The sequence below is a fragment of the Sporolactobacillus terrae genome (genome assembly GCF_019930545.1).
Taxonomy (GTDB): domain Bacteria; phylum Bacillota; class Bacilli; order Bacillales; family Sporolactobacillaceae; genus Sporolactobacillus; species Sporolactobacillus terrae.
In genome coordinates, this window is sequence record NZ_CP082837.1 from 988,600 (window position 1) to 1,005,289 (window position 16,690).

The 16,690-nt window shown below is 41.6% G+C and carries 17 protein-coding genes and 2 pseudogenes; 13 read left to right on the forward strand and 6 right to left on the reverse strand.

What is annotated here, in order from left to right; all coding sequences use genetic code 11:
- The first annotated feature begins 99 nt into the window (after positions 1 to 99).
- Together K7399_RS04505 and K7399_RS04510 are read left to right on the forward strand one after the other, a co-directional pair.
- Positions 100 to 459: a phage holin family protein gene (locus K7399_RS04505; RefSeq protein ID WP_241557119.1), complete on the forward strand. Its 360-nt coding sequence runs from the start codon at positions 100 to 102 to the stop codon at positions 457 to 459.
- A complete protein-coding gene (locus K7399_RS04510) occupies positions 437 to 856 on the forward strand; it encodes a glycoside hydrolase family 25 protein (RefSeq protein ID WP_128166627.1) in 420 nt (139 codons plus the stop codon). Before K7399_RS04505 ends, K7399_RS04510 begins: the two co-directional genes overlap by 23 nt.
- Before the next feature lie 96 nt (positions 857 to 952).
- Here the strand turns inward: K7399_RS04510 and istB are convergent, their stop codons facing one another.
- Both istB and istA read right to left on the reverse strand, forming a co-directional pair.
- Positions 953 to 1,696 (reverse strand): IS21-like element helper ATPase IstB, encoded by a 744-nt coding sequence (istB, locus tag K7399_RS04515; protein WP_028977444.1) that lies wholly within the window; start codon positions 1,694 to 1,696, stop codon positions 953 to 955.
- Entirely contained in the window at positions 1,693 to 3,246 is a 1,554-nt protein-coding gene (istA, locus tag K7399_RS04520; RefSeq protein WP_028977443.1) for an IS21 family transposase, read from the reverse strand. The genes istB and istA overlap by 4 nt, the downstream gene beginning before the upstream one ends.
- 90 nt (positions 3,247 to 3,336) lie before the next feature.
- Between istA and K7399_RS16250 the strand changes: the two genes are divergently transcribed.
- The 8 genes and pseudogenes from K7399_RS16250 (at position 3,337) to K7399_RS04565 (ending at position 9,426) form a co-directional block, all read left to right on the forward strand.
- Positions 3,337 to 4,092, forward strand: a complete 756-nt coding sequence (locus tag K7399_RS16250) for a peptidoglycan-binding protein (RefSeq protein WP_164875486.1) — start codon at positions 3,337 to 3,339, stop codon at positions 4,090 to 4,092.
- 15 nt (positions 4,093 to 4,107) lie between these two features.
- Complete coding sequence (locus tag K7399_RS04535; protein ID WP_128166629.1) at positions 4,108 to 4,497, forward strand: phage holin; 390 nt, start codon at positions 4,108 to 4,110, stop codon at positions 4,495 to 4,497.
- Between the two features lie 638 nt (positions 4,498 to 5,135).
- Complete coding sequence (locus K7399_RS04540; protein ID WP_128166631.1) at positions 5,136 to 5,348, forward strand: hypothetical protein; 213 nt, start codon at positions 5,136 to 5,138, stop codon at positions 5,346 to 5,348.
- Positions 5,349 to 5,794: 446 nt separating this feature from the next.
- Positions 5,795 to 6,100: an IS66 family insertion sequence element accessory protein TnpA gene (gene tnpA / locus K7399_RS04545; RefSeq protein WP_028976544.1), complete on the forward strand. Its 306-nt coding sequence runs from the start codon at positions 5,795 to 5,797 to the stop codon at positions 6,098 to 6,100.
- Positions 6,097 to 6,456, forward strand: coding sequence for an IS66 family insertion sequence element accessory protein TnpB (gene tnpB, locus K7399_RS04550; protein ID WP_128166633.1), 360 nt, complete (start codon positions 6,097 to 6,099; stop codon positions 6,454 to 6,456). Before tnpA ends, tnpB begins: the two co-directional genes overlap by 4 nt.
- Before the next feature lie 47 nt (positions 6,457 to 6,503).
- Positions 6,504 to 8,092 (forward strand): annotated as a pseudogene (tnpC, locus tag K7399_RS04555) (IS66 family transposase).
- 159 nt (positions 8,093 to 8,251) lie between these two features.
- Positions 8,252 to 8,749 carry a matrixin family metalloprotease gene (locus tag K7399_RS04560; RefSeq protein WP_415640320.1) on the forward strand — a complete coding sequence of 166 codons (498 nt, stop codon included), beginning with the start codon at positions 8,252 to 8,254 and terminating at the stop codon, positions 8,747 to 8,749.
- Positions 8,750 to 8,772: 23 nt separating this feature from the next.
- Positions 8,773 to 9,426: a hypothetical protein gene (locus K7399_RS04565; RefSeq protein WP_197737500.1), complete on the forward strand. Its 654-nt coding sequence runs from the start codon at positions 8,773 to 8,775 to the stop codon at positions 9,424 to 9,426.
- Between the two features lie 221 nt (positions 9,427 to 9,647).
- Here K7399_RS04565 and K7399_RS04570 read toward each other — a convergent pair whose 3' ends face one another.
- Positions 9,648 to 10,010 carry a hypothetical protein gene (locus tag K7399_RS04570; protein ID WP_128166635.1) on the reverse strand — a complete coding sequence of 121 codons (363 nt, stop codon included), beginning with the start codon at positions 10,008 to 10,010 and terminating at the stop codon, positions 9,648 to 9,650.
- Positions 10,011 to 10,015: 5 nt separating this feature from the next.
- A complete protein-coding gene (locus K7399_RS04575; RefSeq protein WP_164875487.1) occupies positions 10,016 to 10,192 on the reverse strand; it encodes a hypothetical protein in 177 nt (58 codons plus the stop codon).
- 511 nt (positions 10,193 to 10,703) lie between these two features.
- Here K7399_RS04575 and K7399_RS04580 point away from each other — a divergent pair.
- Positions 10,704 to 11,255: pseudogene (locus K7399_RS04580) on the forward strand (class I SAM-dependent methyltransferase); the annotation flags it as partial.
- 383 nt (positions 11,256 to 11,638) lie between these two features.
- Here the strand turns inward: K7399_RS04580 and K7399_RS04585 are convergent.
- Positions 11,639 to 11,872 carry a hypothetical protein gene (locus K7399_RS04585; RefSeq protein ID WP_028983043.1) on the reverse strand — a complete coding sequence of 78 codons (234 nt, stop codon included), beginning with the start codon at positions 11,870 to 11,872 and terminating at the stop codon, positions 11,639 to 11,641.
- 267 nt (positions 11,873 to 12,139) lie between these two features.
- Positions 12,140 to 13,486, reverse strand: a complete 1,347-nt coding sequence (gene brnQ / locus K7399_RS04590) for a branched-chain amino acid transport system II carrier protein (protein WP_223362487.1) — start codon at positions 13,484 to 13,486, stop codon at positions 12,140 to 12,142.
- A 405-nt stretch (positions 13,487 to 13,891) separates the two neighbouring features.
- On the opposite strand from brnQ, the gene K7399_RS04595 reads away from it, so the two are divergent.
- Positions 13,892 to 15,268 (forward strand): FAD-dependent oxidoreductase, encoded by a 1,377-nt coding sequence (locus K7399_RS04595; RefSeq protein ID WP_223362488.1) that lies wholly within the window; start codon positions 13,892 to 13,894, stop codon positions 15,266 to 15,268.
- 231 nt (positions 15,269 to 15,499) lie between these two features.
- Positions 15,500 to 16,614, forward strand: a protein-coding gene (locus K7399_RS04600; RefSeq protein WP_223362489.1) for an IS3 family transposase whose coding sequence is annotated in 2 segments (ribosomal slippage) — positions 15,500 to 15,752 and positions 15,752 to 16,614 — 1,116 coding nt in all. Because the reading frame shifts where the segments join, the coding sequence is not laid out codon by codon here.
- Positions 16,615 to 16,690: the final 76 nt, after the last annotated feature.

Here is a 16,690-nt window from a genome sequence, read left to right on the forward strand (position 1 = left end):
TAACTAGGTAGAAGAAAAGCAAAAAAAGTCCCCCAATCCCCATGTAATCAACCTTTTTGAGGGCTTGGGGAAAATCATAGGGAGATACGGGAATCCAGGTTGTATGGAGGGTGGACGCCGCTGATTCAAATTCTCTTAACGTTTGTGATTATTGATTATGTAAGCGGACTGCTGGCCGCAGCTTATACCGGCACACTGTCCAGCAAAATAGGATTCAGGGGCATTGCCAAAAAGGTGATGCTCTTTTCTATTGTCGCTGTGGCGCACTTGGCAGATGCGGCCGTTGGGTTTGGGCATGTGCTTATGGACGCGACCGTTTATTTTTATTTGGCAAATGAACTTTTGTCTATTTTGGAAAATGCCGGGAGGACAGGCTTACCCGTTCCGGAACAAATTAAAAATATGGTGTCAATACTGAAAGGAAAGGGTGAAAACAATGGTGGAAATCAAGGGCGTTGATGTGGCTCGCTATCAGGGCGACATTGATTTTAAAAAAGTTAAAGACGCAGGCTACAAGTTTATGATCGCTAAAGCAACCGAGGGCAGTGAAGCAGGGAGTCGGATTGTCGACCCATATTTTAAAAAGAATATTGCTGGAGCAAAGGCGGCCGGTCTTGCCGTGCATGCCTATCATTTCTTCCGCGGTGTGTCTGAAGCAGATGCTCGCGCAGAAGCGCAGTGGCTGCTCAAAAACATAAAGGGTCTGCCGCTAGGCTATCTGTTCGCAGACGTGGAAGCGGGGACGCTGACGAGTGATCGCGCGAAGCTGACCGCGTATGTTAATGCGTTTTTGGACGAGTTGGCTGTATATTGCCATCGCAAAAGCCCAGTTATGCCATGTTTTTGGGACACTTAGGACATAAACGAGGGACATGTGTGCCATGCGAGGGACAGGCAGAGCTAAAAATGCAGAGGGATCATCCGTAGATGATGCCTCTGCGACCCATTTTTCTTATTCTTTTAATCCGTGTCTTTCTCTCATGGACACTTCTCCATCAATTAAGATGGTGTATGAATCGTGAATGATACGATCGAGAATGGCATCGGCGAGGGTTGCCTGGCCAATATTTTCATACCATCCTTGTGCATCAAATTGAGAACAGAAAATCGTTGAGGACACTTGATGTCGAGTCTCGATAATTTCCAGTAAATCACGTGCTTCGTTTTCTCTCAATGGGGTGAGTAGCCATTCATCCAGGATAAGAAGATCGACTTTGCGATATAACTTCATGACTTTTTGGAAAATCCCTTCTCCTCTGGCAACGGCTAGCTCATCGAGTAAATCAGGCAGACGAGTATATTTCACTGTATAAAACTGTCGACAGGCCGCCATGCCAAAAGCACAAGAGAGATAGGATTTTCCGTTCCCAGAAGCCCCTTGAATGATCAAGTTATGCTTGTCCTGAATGTATTGTCCGGAGGCTAATCGTAGAATCTGAGTTTTGTCCAGTTTGCGATCAGGATGATATTCAATGTCTTCAATACAGGCTTGATTATATCGAAATCCTGCCTTCTTAATCAGGCGATCCAGTTTGTTGTTCTTTCTTCGATCCCACTCACGATCCACTAAGAGACTGAATCGATCTTCGAATGATAAATCATTGTATTGGCTATCGCGTAATTGCTCGCTATATTGTTCAGCCATAGCGGTCAATCTCATATCATATAATTTTGATAAGGTATTTTCGCTCGTCATTTTTCTTTCCTCCCATAGTAGGCTGCACCTCTAACGAAACCGTGAGTATCGCTTTGATTTGTATTTGATTTTGGTGGATTGATAGAGTCTAGTTGTTGTTTATCCTGACCTGTTTTTAAAATGGTCTTAATACTGTTCAGATTGGGTCTTGGCGAATAGTCTAAGGCACGTCCACATGCCCGTTCGAGGCGTTCTACAGAGTATTTATCTGCTAGTTTTGTGAGTGATGAACATGATTTAAGTGCCTGTTTTTCTACTTTGTATGAAGCGAGAATCGCTTTTACAGTAATGAGTGTATGAACCCCGACTTCCTTAGCCCAGGACATAAAATAATCTCGGTTCATCGATAAATAATCCTTATGTTTATCGGGCATATGCTCGGGATTGGTAGATAGCTGACCTTTCTTCCCATAAAGTCTGATATGCGAAGCAACGCGGAAGTGATTAAAATAGATTTCGATCATGTTTCGGGTCACTCGAACATCCACCTGGTGTTTCATGTATTCATAGGGAACGGAATAGTACATTTTTTCTACAGATATGTGATAATCAAAGGGTACGGTAGCTTTTTTCCATGTCGCTAATTCGTATGAGGAAGCAGGTAAAGGGAGAAGGGCAAACTTCTCCTCCTCCGCAAAAGCGGATTGCCTGCTTCCATCTTTTTTCTGAAAGGGCTTCTCATTATATTCCGTTAATTTCTCTCTTATCGCTTGATTCAGCTCGGAAATCGAAAAGTATTGACCGTTTCTCAGGGAGGCAATAATCCAAGTTGATATGATTCGAACACCCCCTTCTACATTGGGTTTGTCCTTCGGGTGGCGAACCCTGGCAGGAACAATCGCTGTTTGATAATGCTCAGCCATTTCCTGATACGAGCGATTGATCACCGGGTCTGTTGAGGATGATCGTTCAACACCAGTCTTTAAATTGTCAGGAATAATCATTCGGGGAACCCCACCGAAAAACTGCAGGGCATGGATATGAGCGGTTATCCAGCTTGGTGTATCCATGGATAGAAATGCCTCGACGTAAGCATATTGACTACAAGGTAACACAGATATGAAGACGTAAGCAGGAATGGTCTGTCCGGTGATAGAATCCTGAATTGAAGCAGTTTGACCTGCCCAATCCACTTCCATTGCTTCACCAGGCTTTCTTTTAATTCTCATGGTTGCTTTGGTCTTTATCACATAGCTGTTGTAAAAACGACAGAATTGCCGATAACTGTAAGGGATCTCCTTGTTTTGTCTACACGTTTCTACATATTCATGCCAAAGCAATGACAGGGTCACTCCGCTTCGAGCCATTTCCTGGTGGAGATAGCTACAATCCGGTGGACGTCTCATCTCAGATCGATGCTTTTCAGGAAAAAGAATATTCTGGAGTTCAGGATTATCCATGTCCTTATCCAGTGGCCATGAGACTCCTTTCTCTCCAGCCCGCCTCAGGACATTGCCAATGGTATTCTTCGAACATCCGCAGCTCGAAGCAATATGCCGATGGCTAAATCCCTGAGCATGAAGCCGCAAAATTTCACGGTATTTGATCATTAAAAAAACCTCCTGTAATGGATTTACACCACTAGGTGCAAGCTCATTATACAGGAGGTGTCCCTCACATGTCCTAACTGTCCCAATTTGATGTCTTTACTGTCCCAAAAACTTGGCACAGCTGTCCCTATTCAATGGCAATATACATTGGCGAAAAATGGTCAGTCAAAGCTTGGCGTCTATAGCGGCAAATCGTTTTTAGAGAGTCGGTTGAACGAGTCCGACTTGCGTCCAGGACTGCTTAAATGGATCGCTCGGCACAACTCGACACTTGGCCGGAGTGCGGATTTCTGGCAGCATACGTCCGGCGCCAACGTTCCCGGAATCAGCGGAAACGTCGATGAAAATATTTCCTATACGGATACAATTACGGGGGGAAGCGGCAAAGTTTCAAAGCCCGCTGAATCTAAACCAGCTAAGGAAAAACCTGTTGCAAAGAAATCGTCTTCCGGATCTCTTCTAAAGCGTGGATCTCGTGGTTCTGCGGTACTCGCGTTACAGAAGAGGTTTTCGAGTGTTTATTTCTATCCGGATAAGGGTGCAAATAATCATGGCTGTGATGGTATCTATGGATCGAAAACGGAAGACGCGGTTCGCCGCTTTCAGCTGACTCACGGACTGACCGCAGACGGCATTTATGGTCCGCAGACCGCGAAGGCATTGGACAAGGCTGTTGCCACACAGAAAAAATCCAAACCGAAAAAATCACCGACACATAAAGTAGTGAAAGGCGATACGCTTTGGGATCTTGCGATCAAGAACAAGACGACGGTTGCGGAATTGAAGAAACTGAACAAGCTCAAGTCGGACATTATCTATCCAGGACAAATTCTGAAATTAAAATAAGGGAGAGAATTCACTATGAAAATCAATCGGATTTTACGTCTCAAAAATAAGGCGACGGTAACAGCCCTAGCCGCTCTATTAATTGGTATCGCTTCCGGCGTGATTAGTGTCGGCAATCTGCTTGGTTGGTGGTCTGTATCCTTCGATCAGGAGCGGGCGACAACGACTGTAACGGCATGGATTGGACTAGTGTTTACGCTGGTCGGCGGTATTGTTGGTACGATCACTGATCCCACAACTGTCGGCATGGGGGACAGCAAACAGGCACAAGGCTACACAGAGCCGAAGAAAGACACGGATGAGCAGGCCAAGGCGCAAACTGCAGCTGCAAAAGAAAAGCCGACCGCACAAGAGACTGCGCAGGACGCAATCAAAGTACAGACAGAAGCACTGGAACAGAAATAACATAAGTCTTCCCGCCTGGGTGACCGGGTGTACATATTTGAGTGATACGAAGATGAGATCGTTTAATAGTGTGGCTAAAATGTGAACGTGGATTTTTTGTAGTTTGCTAATTTTATAGGTGAATCAGACAGATATTTTGTCATATAATGTCGAACAATGCCGGAATTAGAGATTAGCACTCGGAAATGTGTGTGTTCGCACATCAAAACGTGCGGAATACCGCAAAAAAAATACGTGATCACGCATGAAATGTGCGGATTAGCGCGGCATGAGCTATGGTAATATTTTCATATAAACCATAAGGAGTGATTATATGAATAGTATAAGTTCAATAAAATTTAAAAGATTTATTATTTTGGTCTTAACATAGCTATAACGCTTGCCCCACTTTCGCTATTTGCAGATAGTGCCCATGCGGAAACACTAAAAAAAGATTCTTTAAACGTTAATGTTCCGGAATCTTTTGCTCCCTATTCGAATAAAGAAAACATTGCTGATAATTTAAATGAAAATGCGATAACTCCATTTCAAATGACACCTGGTCCAGGTGGCGGTGGAATAAGCTGGACATATTGGGGTCACTTAAGTATTCAAAAAAGTTTATCGCGGTTACGAAATCAGCGATAGGTGCTGCCATCATGGAATTTGTTCCTTGGGCACAGGTAAAGGCTGTTTATGATATTGCCGCAATTTTCTATGCCGCATATGCTCCTAATGAATATGTTACAGAAAAAATTTATAGAAAATGGTATAATGGAGTGCCGATAAAAGAAAAAACAACTTATTATTTCTATACAAACAAGGCAAGAACTCATCTTGCAGGTAAAGTGAGCCGTACCTATAATAAATAGTGAGGTGAAGGGTATTGGCGAATAATAAGGTATTTATTTTAATTAAAGTTATTCTGGTTATTATTTTATTCACATATATTTTTATTAATCCTGATGGAGGAACTGGCTATTATATTCCCGCTTTAATAGCGTACGTGGTTATCTCCTTCGTATTAGATTATATAAAAAGTAAATTTTCGAAATGACATTAAGAAGTATGTTTATTGGCGCACTCCCGCATTCGCAGTGCACAAAAATGCCCATCCACCCCACACTGGATGGGCATTTATTTATGCTAGCTCTCTGCTGATCCCCTCAAGAACATTATCCATAATGTGGGGAAACTGTGCAAATCACAGTTTTAACGAAAAGAACGATTACATGCGTAAGCGTCAAATAATGGACACCTTCTCTTGATCAGTCAAGCATGCGATAATGCCTCTATCAAATGATCTGGAGGATGATCCATGACGCGTATCGAGTTACAAAATCTTTGGCAAGAGCGCATGAAAGATTTTGAGAAAAGTGAACAGAACGGCAAAGAATGGTGTTCGACACAAGGAATTTCACTCAGTCAATTTCGATATTGGCGACGTAAGCTAAGATTGATGCCAGCGACACCTTCAACGCATTCATGGATGACCATGGATTTTGATCGTGCACAGAAACAAGAGAGTCTTTTTGTCCATCTTGGAGTTTCAAGGATCGAGGTCCACGCCGGGTTCGATCCGGATCTGTTGGCTGATGTGGTTCGTGTGTTGCGAACGCTATGATTCGGGATTCGATCATTGAGCAAGTGTATTTAGCCAAAGGTCCTACGGACCTGAGAAAGTCGATTGATGGGTTGTCCGTTATCGTACAGGAAGGCTTTCATCTTAATCCTTTTTCCTCCTGCCTATTTGTGTTCTGTAATCGTAAGCGGGACAAGTTAAAAATCTTGCATTGGGAATATAACGGCTTTTGGCTTTATTATAAGCGTCTGGAGAAAGGAGCCTTTGCATGGCCAAAGGCTGACGATTCCTCGCCTTCTTTAAAAATTACGCGACGACAGCTGAATTGGCTGTTGGATGGTTTGTCTCTTGAGCAGCGACACGCACATCAACCGGTGAACGCGCAAACCTTGATCTGATTCAAGAAATCAGAGACAGGAGGCGTGTTTTCTATTATAATGAAAAAATGGAAAAGCGAGCGGATTCTAACACCCCCACAATCGAAGCATTGCGTGAGGAACGTGATGCGCTCAAAAGAGAGAATACCGAACTGATACTCAAGCTAAAATGGTTCGAAGAACAATTGCGCCGGGGCAAAGAACGGCAATTTGGTGTTTCCAGTGAAAAAACCAATTCGGTACAGCTCACACTGTCGCTCTTCAACGAAGCAGAAAGTGATGCCGATCCTCAAGCTCCAGAGCCTACCGTTGAAACAATCACTTACAAAAGGAAGAAAAAGCAGGGACAGCGTCAAGAAAAGTTGGAAAACCTACCGGTTGAAGTGGTCAACTATACATTGTCTGAACACGAACAGACCTGTACGTGTTGCGGTGGTGATTTGCATGACATGTCAACGGAAATTCGTGAGGAACTTAAAATCATTCCTCCTCAGGTTAAAGTGATCCGACATGTTCGTCACACCTATGCCTGCCGGCATTGTGAACGACAAGCCACGCAAACACCCATCATCACGGCACCGGCACCGAAAGCTGTTTTTCCAAAAAGCCTGGCTTCACCATCAGCGATGGCCTACATCATGTGCCAGAAGTATCTAGATGCTCAGCCGCTCTATCGACAGGAACAACAGTTGAAGCGACTCGGTGTAGCCCTGTCTCGGCAAACCATGGCCAATTGGATGATTTACGGAGCAAGTCATTGGCTTCAGTTGATCTATGATCGGATGAAAGCCAAGCTGGTTAAGCAGGATCTTCTTCATGCCGATGAAACGATACTTCAAGTTTTGAAGGAACCTGAGCGGCCAGCTACATCAAAATCCTACCTATGGCTTTATCGAACGGGACACCTTGGCCCTCCAATCGTATTGTATGATTATCAAACAACGCGAGCGAGTAAGCATCCGGCTCGATTCTTAGCTGATTTTAAGGGCTACCTTCACGTGGATGGCTACGCTGGCTATCATGCGCTTCAAAGCATCACCCTGGTCGGGTGTTGGGCACATGCGCGGAGAAAGTTCAGCGAGGCAATCAAGGCTTTACCGGATTCGGCAAAAGATTCGGTTGTACTCGCTAAAGAAGGCCTTGCTTACTGCAACAATCTATTTAAAATTGAACAGAACCTCAAGAAATCCAATGCTTCCGATGAAGAACGCTACCAAACGCGACTCAAGCAGAGCAAGGTCATCGTTGAGGCTTTTTCAGCATGGCTGAAAAAGCAGACGCCTCGAGCCCTTCCTAAAAGTGCATTAGGTAAAGCCATCCATTATTGTCGTACACAATGGGAGAAACTGATTGTCTTTTTACAGGATGGACGGTTGGAGATGGATAACAATCGAGCTGAGCGCTCGATCAAGTCCTTTGTGATGGACGAAAAAACTGGCTGTTCAGTAATACGCCAAGAGGTGCAGTAGCTAGCAGCACCATATACAGTCTCATCGAAACCGCAAAAGAAAACGGCTTGATTCCGTTTCAATACCTTAGCTATTTATTCGAACAACTGCCCAATCTTGAAGACCAGACCAACGAGACACTCGATAAACTACTGCCTTGGTCCTCAAGTCTTCCGGAAAACTGTAAACTATCTTCCCAACAATCATAAATCAAGCCCACATCTTTGACTAGGTGTGGGCTATTTGACGCTTACATTAAAACATGCGGAATACCGCACAAAAAATGCGGGGTAACGCATGAAATGTGCGGATTAATATGGCATAAGTTATGGTAATATTTTCATATAAAATTCGAGGGAGGCTATAAAGTGAAAAAAATGAGTTGCATTACAGTATTTATTATTTTCTTAATATCTTTGATTTCATCCCCTTTGTCAGCTTCTGCAGCTACGGTGAAACTTTCATCTTGGTGGCTTACAGATTCAGGGAGGCATTTAGATTGGGATGGTGGCTCAAAGTACATATCATATTTTAAAAAAGGAGTTAGCACGTGGAATAAATATAAAAGTGGTGTCATAAGACCAGACTCCATTTGGGTGATACAGGATGTATACATTTCCGATTACAGTGAAAAGTCTAATACTTGTGCCTATACTTCAGCAAATGGAACATTACACTTTAACAAATACGTTATGGGGGATTTAAGTTCTAAGGGAAAGCAAAATGTGGCTACCCATGAATTAGGGCATGCTCTCGGGTTAGCGCACAATGGCTCTAATGATATAATGTATAAATATCAGACTAATCGAATATCCTTGAGTGCAAACGACAAAGCCTCCTATAAAGCGGCTTATAAAAGATACTAATTTTGAAAGAAAGTGCGGTGTATATGAAACATAAAAGTAGTATTTTTTTGGAAGTGTTGTTAGTTTTAAGCGTAATCACTGTACTAGGTGCATGCTCGAATAAAGTAACAAACCAAAAAAATTTAAAGAAGGTATATGTTGAAGGTTCGTTTTCTATAAATGTTGATAGTCCTAGAGCAACGGTTGGTGATGCAGATTATGTGTTTGTTGGTCGCGTTATTCAAAAAGACAAAACAAGTTATAAAGACACAGTGACGGTAGAAACTGCTAATGGTGGGGCAAAAGAAGTATCTACTCCCTATTCAAATTATAAAGTATCTGTTTTAAAAAACATAAAGGGGAATCTTAAGGTAGATTCTTCTATTCCAATTCAGAAATTTGGCGGTGTCAATAAAGATCATACAGAGATTGTGTTGTATGAAGACGATCAATTGCCTGAAGAAAATAAAACATATGTTTTTTTAGCGTATGCTCAAGATGATGGTTCTTTGCTCATTTCTGGCCCCAATTCAAACAAGATTATAGGAGATAATAGTAACGAGGCGACAGCAAAGAATATTTCCTTATATGCTAAGAAATCTGACGTCATTTCAGATTATCAAAATGCTTATGAACATCAGATCGAAACAAAGCGAGATAGGTCAATATCTAAATACGATACTATGAAAAACGATTAGTTGTAGCCCACGAACATTTGGCAAAATAAAAAAGATCGTTACCGGTAGCACAGAATTGGTCTGAATTTAAAGATCCGATTCTTTTCCGGTAATGATTTTTTTATGCAAATAATCTCTTGATAAAAGGCACAGAACCACCAGAGCGTTATCAATAGGGCACAGCTTATGTTATAAAGATATGCAATATAAAAATTCCCACGCAATTAAGCGTAGGAATGGGATTATTTAATGTATAGTGTCCGTTCAATCTCTTTCTTTCCGAAATACGTAACCGTCACATTAATTTGTTTCACGGGATAGTTTTCATCAATTACAGCAGCATATAACTTGCTGATCTTCCTTAGCCCGTCGCGCCTTGCATTCGACTGTGACCAACCTGATCCGTCCCAACCCTCAGCTTCTGCGCGAATCGTCATGACACCGTCCTTGACACGGTAAACGGCTACGTGGTCATCGAAGATTTGGGTGACGGCGTGATGCAGGTTCACAGGTTTGCCTAATGTTCGATAGGCAAAAAAGGTGCAGGATACAAAGATGAGCAATATCACGGCGATTTCGAATTTTAATCTCAATTTTTTTGTCATGAGAATCACCGTTCGGCAAGCCAAGCGTTTTGTTTTTCAAGTCGGTTAATTTCATTCTCAACCGCATAGTATACGGCACGATCTTTAAAGCTATAGCGATGCTCGTCCGCATATTTTCTGAGGTCAATTAGGCTTCGGCTGTTTTCTTCAATTAATGCATCAGTTGCGTTCCATTGGTTCATTTATCCGACACTCCTTGCCCATAATTTGCCCATGTAGATTTGAAATGCTATGATTTTACTTGAAAATGGCATTCTCAAAAATGGCTCTACAAAGGGATTTTCATAAAATATGAAACTGTAAAAAAGGCTCTGACTATACGCCCTACGAAATGGAAAAGATGTTTAAACGCGTGCAGTAAAAGGATTTTTAAAGCCCTATGAGCCATAAAACCATTAATTAGTTTTGCAATTAATGAAGTAAGGGCAAAATTCAATGAAAAAAAGTAATGAAGATCATCTCTTATTATTGTTAGCAACGGATAGCTCAAGTCCCTTTGGCGTGTTTTTATTTTGCATAATTACAGGACAACGATGGGGAAAGTTGCCAAAATTAAGTTTGACGATGTGGTGTTGTTTTTGCGTTGCGTTATACAGTTAACGATAACATCGCAATGATCTAGATTTTGTCCACTATTTATTGATAGGGGGTCTGAAATGTTAAAACAGAAAGAATATTGGAACAAAGTTGCAGATGAAAAACAGTTTACGACGCCTTTTCAATTTGAAAGGTTTTCTAAATACTTGAATTGTCAAACTAAGTGCAACGCCTCATTATGTCGATTTTTCAGAAGAAATGATAAATCGGGCTCAGCTAAATAGTAAAGATGATATAAATTTTGTGGTCATTAATAGCGGCAAGTTGCCTTTTGAAGATAATTCTTTTGATGCCGTATTATTATTTGCTGTCCTTACCTGCGTCTCTAAGGACATGGAACAAGATGCAATTTTAGATGAGATTAGAAGAGTGCTCAAACCTAATGGTATTATTTACATTAATGATTTCTTATTAAATGATGACGCAAGAAATTTGAGTCGATATAAAGAATATGAGCCAAAATACCAGACTTATGGTGTATTCGAGCTTCCAGATGGGGCAGTCTTGAGACACCATAGCGATGAACGTATTAAAAGCTGGAAACACGGTTTTAAAGATTTGGCGTATGAAAAAGTTGTTTACACCACAATGAATGGACATCGTTCTAATGGGTTGATTTACATCGGCAGGAACAATAAATTACTTTAATTTCAAATCGATGATTCGCATTATCCTTTTATAGTTGTAAATCGCTAAAAGTTGTTGTCCAAGATAGGAAAGCCTGAGGACGTTGAAATGACGGTTAAATCCGTTGTTTCTACGTCTTCTTTTTGCTCAAATATCCATTACAACCAATCTTTTTTCTTTTCCAGGTTCTGCGTGAAATGCACGTAAACACCGGCAGTAAATTCGGCATTCCTGTCACATGAAATAGGAACACATGTTCCTTTTTGTAAAAAAATAAAAGCCCGGAAAGGGCCAAAGCAACCATTTATTTGATCTACGCTTTCTCTTCTCTTGAATCGACAGTCTCTATTTAGGGCGCAAATTCATACTAAAAAGTCTTCAAAATCATACATGAGTTTATCAAGTCAATTTGAAACTTTCTCAATAAGTTTTAATCGCGTTTCCATGGAGATACAAATAAAATCTAAAATGGGATCAGTAATTTTAAAGACATCCCACCGCTGGCCAGAGATCAAAGTAAAGCCAACTAGACGCTTGGAATCGCTAATCATGGATGAAAGACCTTCGGAAAAATGTTGAGCTTCCCATTGTGTTAATAGACCTTCATCCAGTACTTGTTCGATCGAGTAAATTTTCATTTTTATCGCCTCCTGATATGTATGTAGGAAGCAGTGACGTGAGATGGTTAAAGCAATTGAAAAAAATAATAAATTTTATGCGAGTTCTGTGCATGGGGTGTTGAGAAAGCTGAAAAGCCTTGATGCTTTCGCATTTTTTCCATAACTGAATTGTTGAACCAATAAGTAAAGTTCCTTGATGCAGTCCAGGCTAATGAATGGTTCTTTCATTAAACAAAAACAGCTATTGAGTTAGCCAACAGCTGTTTTTGTTTAATGAAGTTTCAGTTAAGCCTTATTGGACTGAAAATGATAGATAACCAGTCCGATCAAGCTGCCGATTGTGGCTGGTACGAGCCAGCCTAATCCCAAACTATAGAGTGGCAGTACATGCGCATAAAATGTGGCAACACTATCTAGGAACATGTTTTGTGTCGATGGGACCATTGTGATCAGCGTATTGTACCCGTCAATCAAACTAATGATTAATGTTAAAATAACGGCTGAAAAATAAACGGTTGAGCTGCTATGGAACCCATTTGCAAAAAGGGTTAGCAAAATGAGTACAATGGCAACTGGATAAACAACCATTAAAACGGGAACAGCCAGCTTCACAATGTTGGTCAAGCCAACATTTGAAACAATATACGAAATGCAGCTAATGGCGACAACAAATTTTTTGTAGCTGATTTGCGGCATCAGTTCATGAAAAAATGTACTGGATGAAGTTACGAGTCCGATGCTCGTCTTCATACAAGCCAAAATGATGATCGCAGCAAGCAGTAAGCCGCCAAATGTGCCGAAGTAATGATGCGATACAGCGCCGAGAACAAGACCGCCGTTTTCGAGCAAGCCGACCTGAGCAACACTTGTCCCGCCAATGAACGTAATGCAGCCATAAATCACCATCATCAGAATCATGGCAACGAGACCGGATTTCAAGGTGACTTTGGCAATCTGTTTTGTACCCGTGATGCCACGAAGCTTAATTGCATTGATGACAACAATGCCGAATGCAAGTGAGGCCAGCGCGTCCATCGTGTTGTAGCCTTCTTTAAATCCAGTGGTAAAGGGTTGCGAAGCATAGATTCCTTGCGCGTTTCCAAGACCGCCCATGGGATGAATCAAGGCGACAAGAATTACAAGAAACAAAACAAGCAAGAAAATCGGTGTTAAATATTTACCAATATAGTCCATAGCCTTTGCAGGGTTTAGTGAAAAATAGCACACGCAAGCGAAAAATAGGAAACTGAACAGTCCCAACGGTAAAATTAATGATGAGGAACCGATATAGGGTTGAATGCCAACCGCGAAAGGTACGGTAGCCGTTCGGGGAAGCGCAAAGAGTGGCCCAATGATTAAATAAAGGCAGATCGAAAAAATGATTCCAAAAAGCGGATGCACACGGCTGGCGATATCTTTTACACCATCGGTACCGGATAAGCCAACGGCAAGAATACCGATAAAAGGCAATCCGATTGCTGTAGCAAGAAATCCAGCTAAAGCGAGCCAGTAATGTTCACCGGCAAGCTGGCCGAGTTGGATCGGAAAGATTAAATTGCCTGCACCAAAAAACATGCCGAACAGCATGGTGCCGACCATTAAATAGGTTTTGGTCACTTTTGAAATAGACACAATAAAACTCCTTTTTATTTACTTTGCGGATTGGGAATCGTTCAATTTATTGAGTGAACCGTTAACAGTATAACCTTGTGAATTATAGCACGTACTTTAATGTGCTAAAACAAATTGCCGATATGTTTATCTAATTGAATGATTAAAAAAATACAGAAACTTGATATTCAATTGAGAGTAGCTATGCATCTGTTTTTGCTGTTGATTATCAATAATGAATGATAATTATCATTATTTTCTTGGCGTATTTAGTGGAAATGGGATAAAAAACAAGTTCATGTATGAGCAGATTAGTTTGATTATAAATAAATATTTGTTACTATCTAAGCGAAGCAAAATGAAGAACGTAAGTCAATCAAATCTTAGTTTGCTTCGCCATATAAATCTCATACCATTTACAGGAGGATGAATCATTTGAATATTGTTGTTGTCGGAACATCGCATGGTGGGTATGAAGCGGTAAAAACAGTCTTGGAAAATTATCCAGATGCTAAGGTTAAATTGTTCGAGCAGTCGGATAAAGTATCCTTTTTGTCTTGCGGCATCCAGTTGTACTTGGAGGGAGCCGTTCAGGATATCAATTATATTCACTACGCAACAAAGGAAGGCTACAGCGACCAGGGTGTTGATGTCTATACCCGCCATCAAGTGACGGGATTAGATCCTGATCAGAAGACGATCCATGTGAAAAATCTTGATACAAATGAGACCTATGATGAATCTTATGATAAATTAATTTTGGCGCCGGGTGCGACACCGCGTAAACTCCCATTTAAAGGAAATGATCTTGATAATGTTTATTTCTTACGGGGGAGAGAATGGGCACTCAAAAGCAAAGCGAAGATTGAGGATCCAAGCGTTACCGATGTCGTAGTTATTGGCAGTGGCTATATTGGCATTGAAGTCGTTGAGGCCTATGCAAAAGCAGGAAAGAAAGTCACCGTTATTGATGTGACGGATCGAATTTTGCCGACTTATTTGGATCATGAATTCACGGACATTCTCACAGCGGATCTCCAAAAGCATGGCATTAATGTACGCACGGGCGAATTTGTTCAGGAAATTCAAGGCCGAGATGGAAAAGCATCTGCAGTTATTACTGATAAAGGCACTTACCCTGCCGATCTTGTTGTTGAAGCAGCAGGCGTTGTACCGAATACAGATTGGTTGAAAGGAACGTTGGAGCTCAACAGTAACGGCACAATCGTTGTTGATGCTTATCAAAAAACAAGTGCACCGGATGTGTTTGCTGCTGGTGATGCATGCATGATTCGCTATAATCCAACGGGTAAAGAAATGAATATTGCCTTGGCAACCAATGCGCGTCGCCAAGGGGTTGCAGCCGCATTAAATCTTGAAAAGCCTACGTTTAAAATCGAAGGCGTTTCCGGGACTTCAGCACTCTCGTTGTTTGATTATAAATTCGCGACGACTGGGATTAAAGATGCGACAGCAGCAAAGAGCGGTTTGGAAACCAGCTCGGTATTCGTTACCGATTACTATCGTCCGGCATTTGTTCCCGGAACGGAAAAAATCTATATGAAATTGACTTATGAGGTAGGCAGCAATCGTATTGTTGGTGCACAGCTGCTGTCCAAACATGATATTACGGCGGCAATCAATACACTTTCTCTAGCGATTGCAACGAAACAAACCACGCAGCAATTAGCTTTTGCCGATTTCTTTTTCCAACCTGAGTTTGATCAGCAATGGAACTACCTTTGCGCGCTTGCTCATGCTGCCTATAAGCAGGCAAAAGAAATTCAACCGGTGGCCCTGTAAACAAACGCTTTGATCACGCACTCAATCAGAACGATTGTTCCCCCCTAAAAGAATGAAGCGAAAGGGGGCTTCTGCTGAGGGCAGAAGGACTTAACGAGGTATCGCTATAAAATAGAGTGAAGCGACAGGATTAGAGGCCACTGCAACAATAGTGGATAGGTTACAATTAATTGGACAAATAATTTAAGGTCATGTACACTTGGTTCAACTATTCCAAGGGAGACCGGAAACATGAAAAAGGAACGGAGAACTTTTTCAAAAGAGTTCAAGGAACAAATCGTCAGTCTACACGCTTCAGGTAAGCCCAGACATGAAATCATTAAAGAGTATGATCTCACGCCTTCGGCCTTTGATAAATGGGTTCGTCAACACAAGACAAGCGGTTCTTTCAAGGAGAAGGATAACCGAACGCCTGAGCAGGAAGAACTGATTCATTTAAGGAAAGAAAATCAACAGCTGAGAATGGAGAATGATATTTTAAAACAAGCCGCGCTGATCATGGGACGAAAGTAGATGTGATTCGACAGAACCGTCACAAATACTCGGTATCAGCAATGTGCGACGTCCTACAACTTTCTCGCAGTACCTACTATTACGAAGCTAAAGTTCGTGAGAATCAACAGGCTGAACAGGAATTGACACGCCAAGTGGTTCAAATATTTAAAACAAGCCGATCGATCTATGGACAGCGAAAGATCAAAAAAGAACTGGAGAAGCAGGGAAAACAAGTCTCGCGAAGAAGAATCGGGCGAATGATGAAAGAACAGGGCCTCGTTTCAAAGTATACGATTGCACAGTTTAAGCCGCATAAAATAGGCTGCAACGAATCTCCCACTGGAAACACGTTGAATCGTCAATTCCAGCAGGAAAAGGAATTAAAAGTGGTAGTCAGTGATCTGACGTATGTCCGTGTGCAGCAGAAATGGCATTATATTTGTATCTTTATTGATTTATATAATCGCGAGATTATTGGTTACAGCTCTGGTCCAAATAAGGACGCTCAGTTAGTCCACCGTGCCTTCGCCACGGTAAAAGGTGACCTAAGTCAACTCGAACTATTCCATACAGATCGGGGAAACGAGTTTAAAAATAGGCTTATTGATGAGACTCTGGAAGCGTTTCAAATCAACCGATCACTGAGTCACAAAGGGACACCCTATGATAATGCTGTGGCGGAAGCGACCTTCAAAACGATTAAAACTGAGTTTATTAGCGGACGTGATTTTCCTAACCAACACGTTCTTGACCTTGAATTATTTGATTACGTCAATTGGTTCAATAATGTTCGCATCCATGGATCACTAGACTACCTAACACCAACTGAATACAAGCTGCGACACCTTTAAAAATTTGTTTGATTTAGTGTTGACATACCAATAGGGGTGCTTAGACCTCCTACACCAATGCGCGTCATTCATAAAT

What these genes read in the sequence shown, in the direction of transcription:
- K7399_RS04510 (WP_128166627.1), top strand. Translation starts at nt 437, where the DNA reads ATGGTGGAAATCAAGGGCGTTGATGTGGCTCGCTATCAGGGCGACATT.
- istB (WP_028977444.1), bottom strand. Translation starts at nt 1,696, where the DNA reads ATGACGAGCGAAAATACCTTATCAAAATTATATGATATGAGATTGACC.
- istA (WP_028977443.1), bottom strand. Translation starts at nt 3,246, where the DNA reads ATGATCAAATACCGTGAAATTTTGCGGCTTCATGCTCAGGGATTTAGC.
- K7399_RS16250 (WP_164875486.1), top strand. Translation starts at nt 3,337, where the DNA reads ATGTCTTTACTGTCCCAAAAACTTGGCACAGCTGTCCCTATTCAATGG.
- K7399_RS04535 (WP_128166629.1), top strand. Translation starts at nt 4,108, where the DNA reads ATGAAAATCAATCGGATTTTACGTCTCAAAAATAAGGCGACGGTAACA.
- K7399_RS04540 (WP_128166631.1), top strand. Translation starts at nt 5,136, where the DNA reads ATGGAATTTGTTCCTTGGGCACAGGTAAAGGCTGTTTATGATATTGCC.
- tnpA (WP_028976544.1), top strand. Translation starts at nt 5,795, where the DNA reads ATGACGCGTATCGAGTTACAAAATCTTTGGCAAGAGCGCATGAAAGAT.
- tnpB (WP_128166633.1), top strand. Translation starts at nt 6,097, where the DNA reads ATGATTCGGGATTCGATCATTGAGCAAGTGTATTTAGCCAAAGGTCCT.
- K7399_RS04565 (WP_197737500.1), top strand. Translation starts at nt 8,773, where the DNA reads ATGAAACATAAAAGTAGTATTTTTTTGGAAGTGTTGTTAGTTTTAAGC.
- K7399_RS04570 (WP_128166635.1), bottom strand. Translation starts at nt 10,010, where the DNA reads ATGACAAAAAAATTGAGATTAAAATTCGAAATCGCCGTGATATTGCTC.
- K7399_RS04575 (WP_164875487.1), bottom strand. Translation starts at nt 10,192, where the DNA reads ATGAACCAATGGAACGCAACTGATGCATTAATTGAAGAAAACAGCCGA.
- K7399_RS04585 (WP_028983043.1), bottom strand. Translation starts at nt 11,872, where the DNA reads ATGAAAATTTACTCGATCGAACAAGTACTGGATGAAGGTCTATTAACA.
- K7399_RS04595 (WP_223362488.1), top strand. Translation starts at nt 13,892, where the DNA reads ATGAATCATTTGAATATTGTTGTTGTCGGAACATCGCATGGTGGGTAT.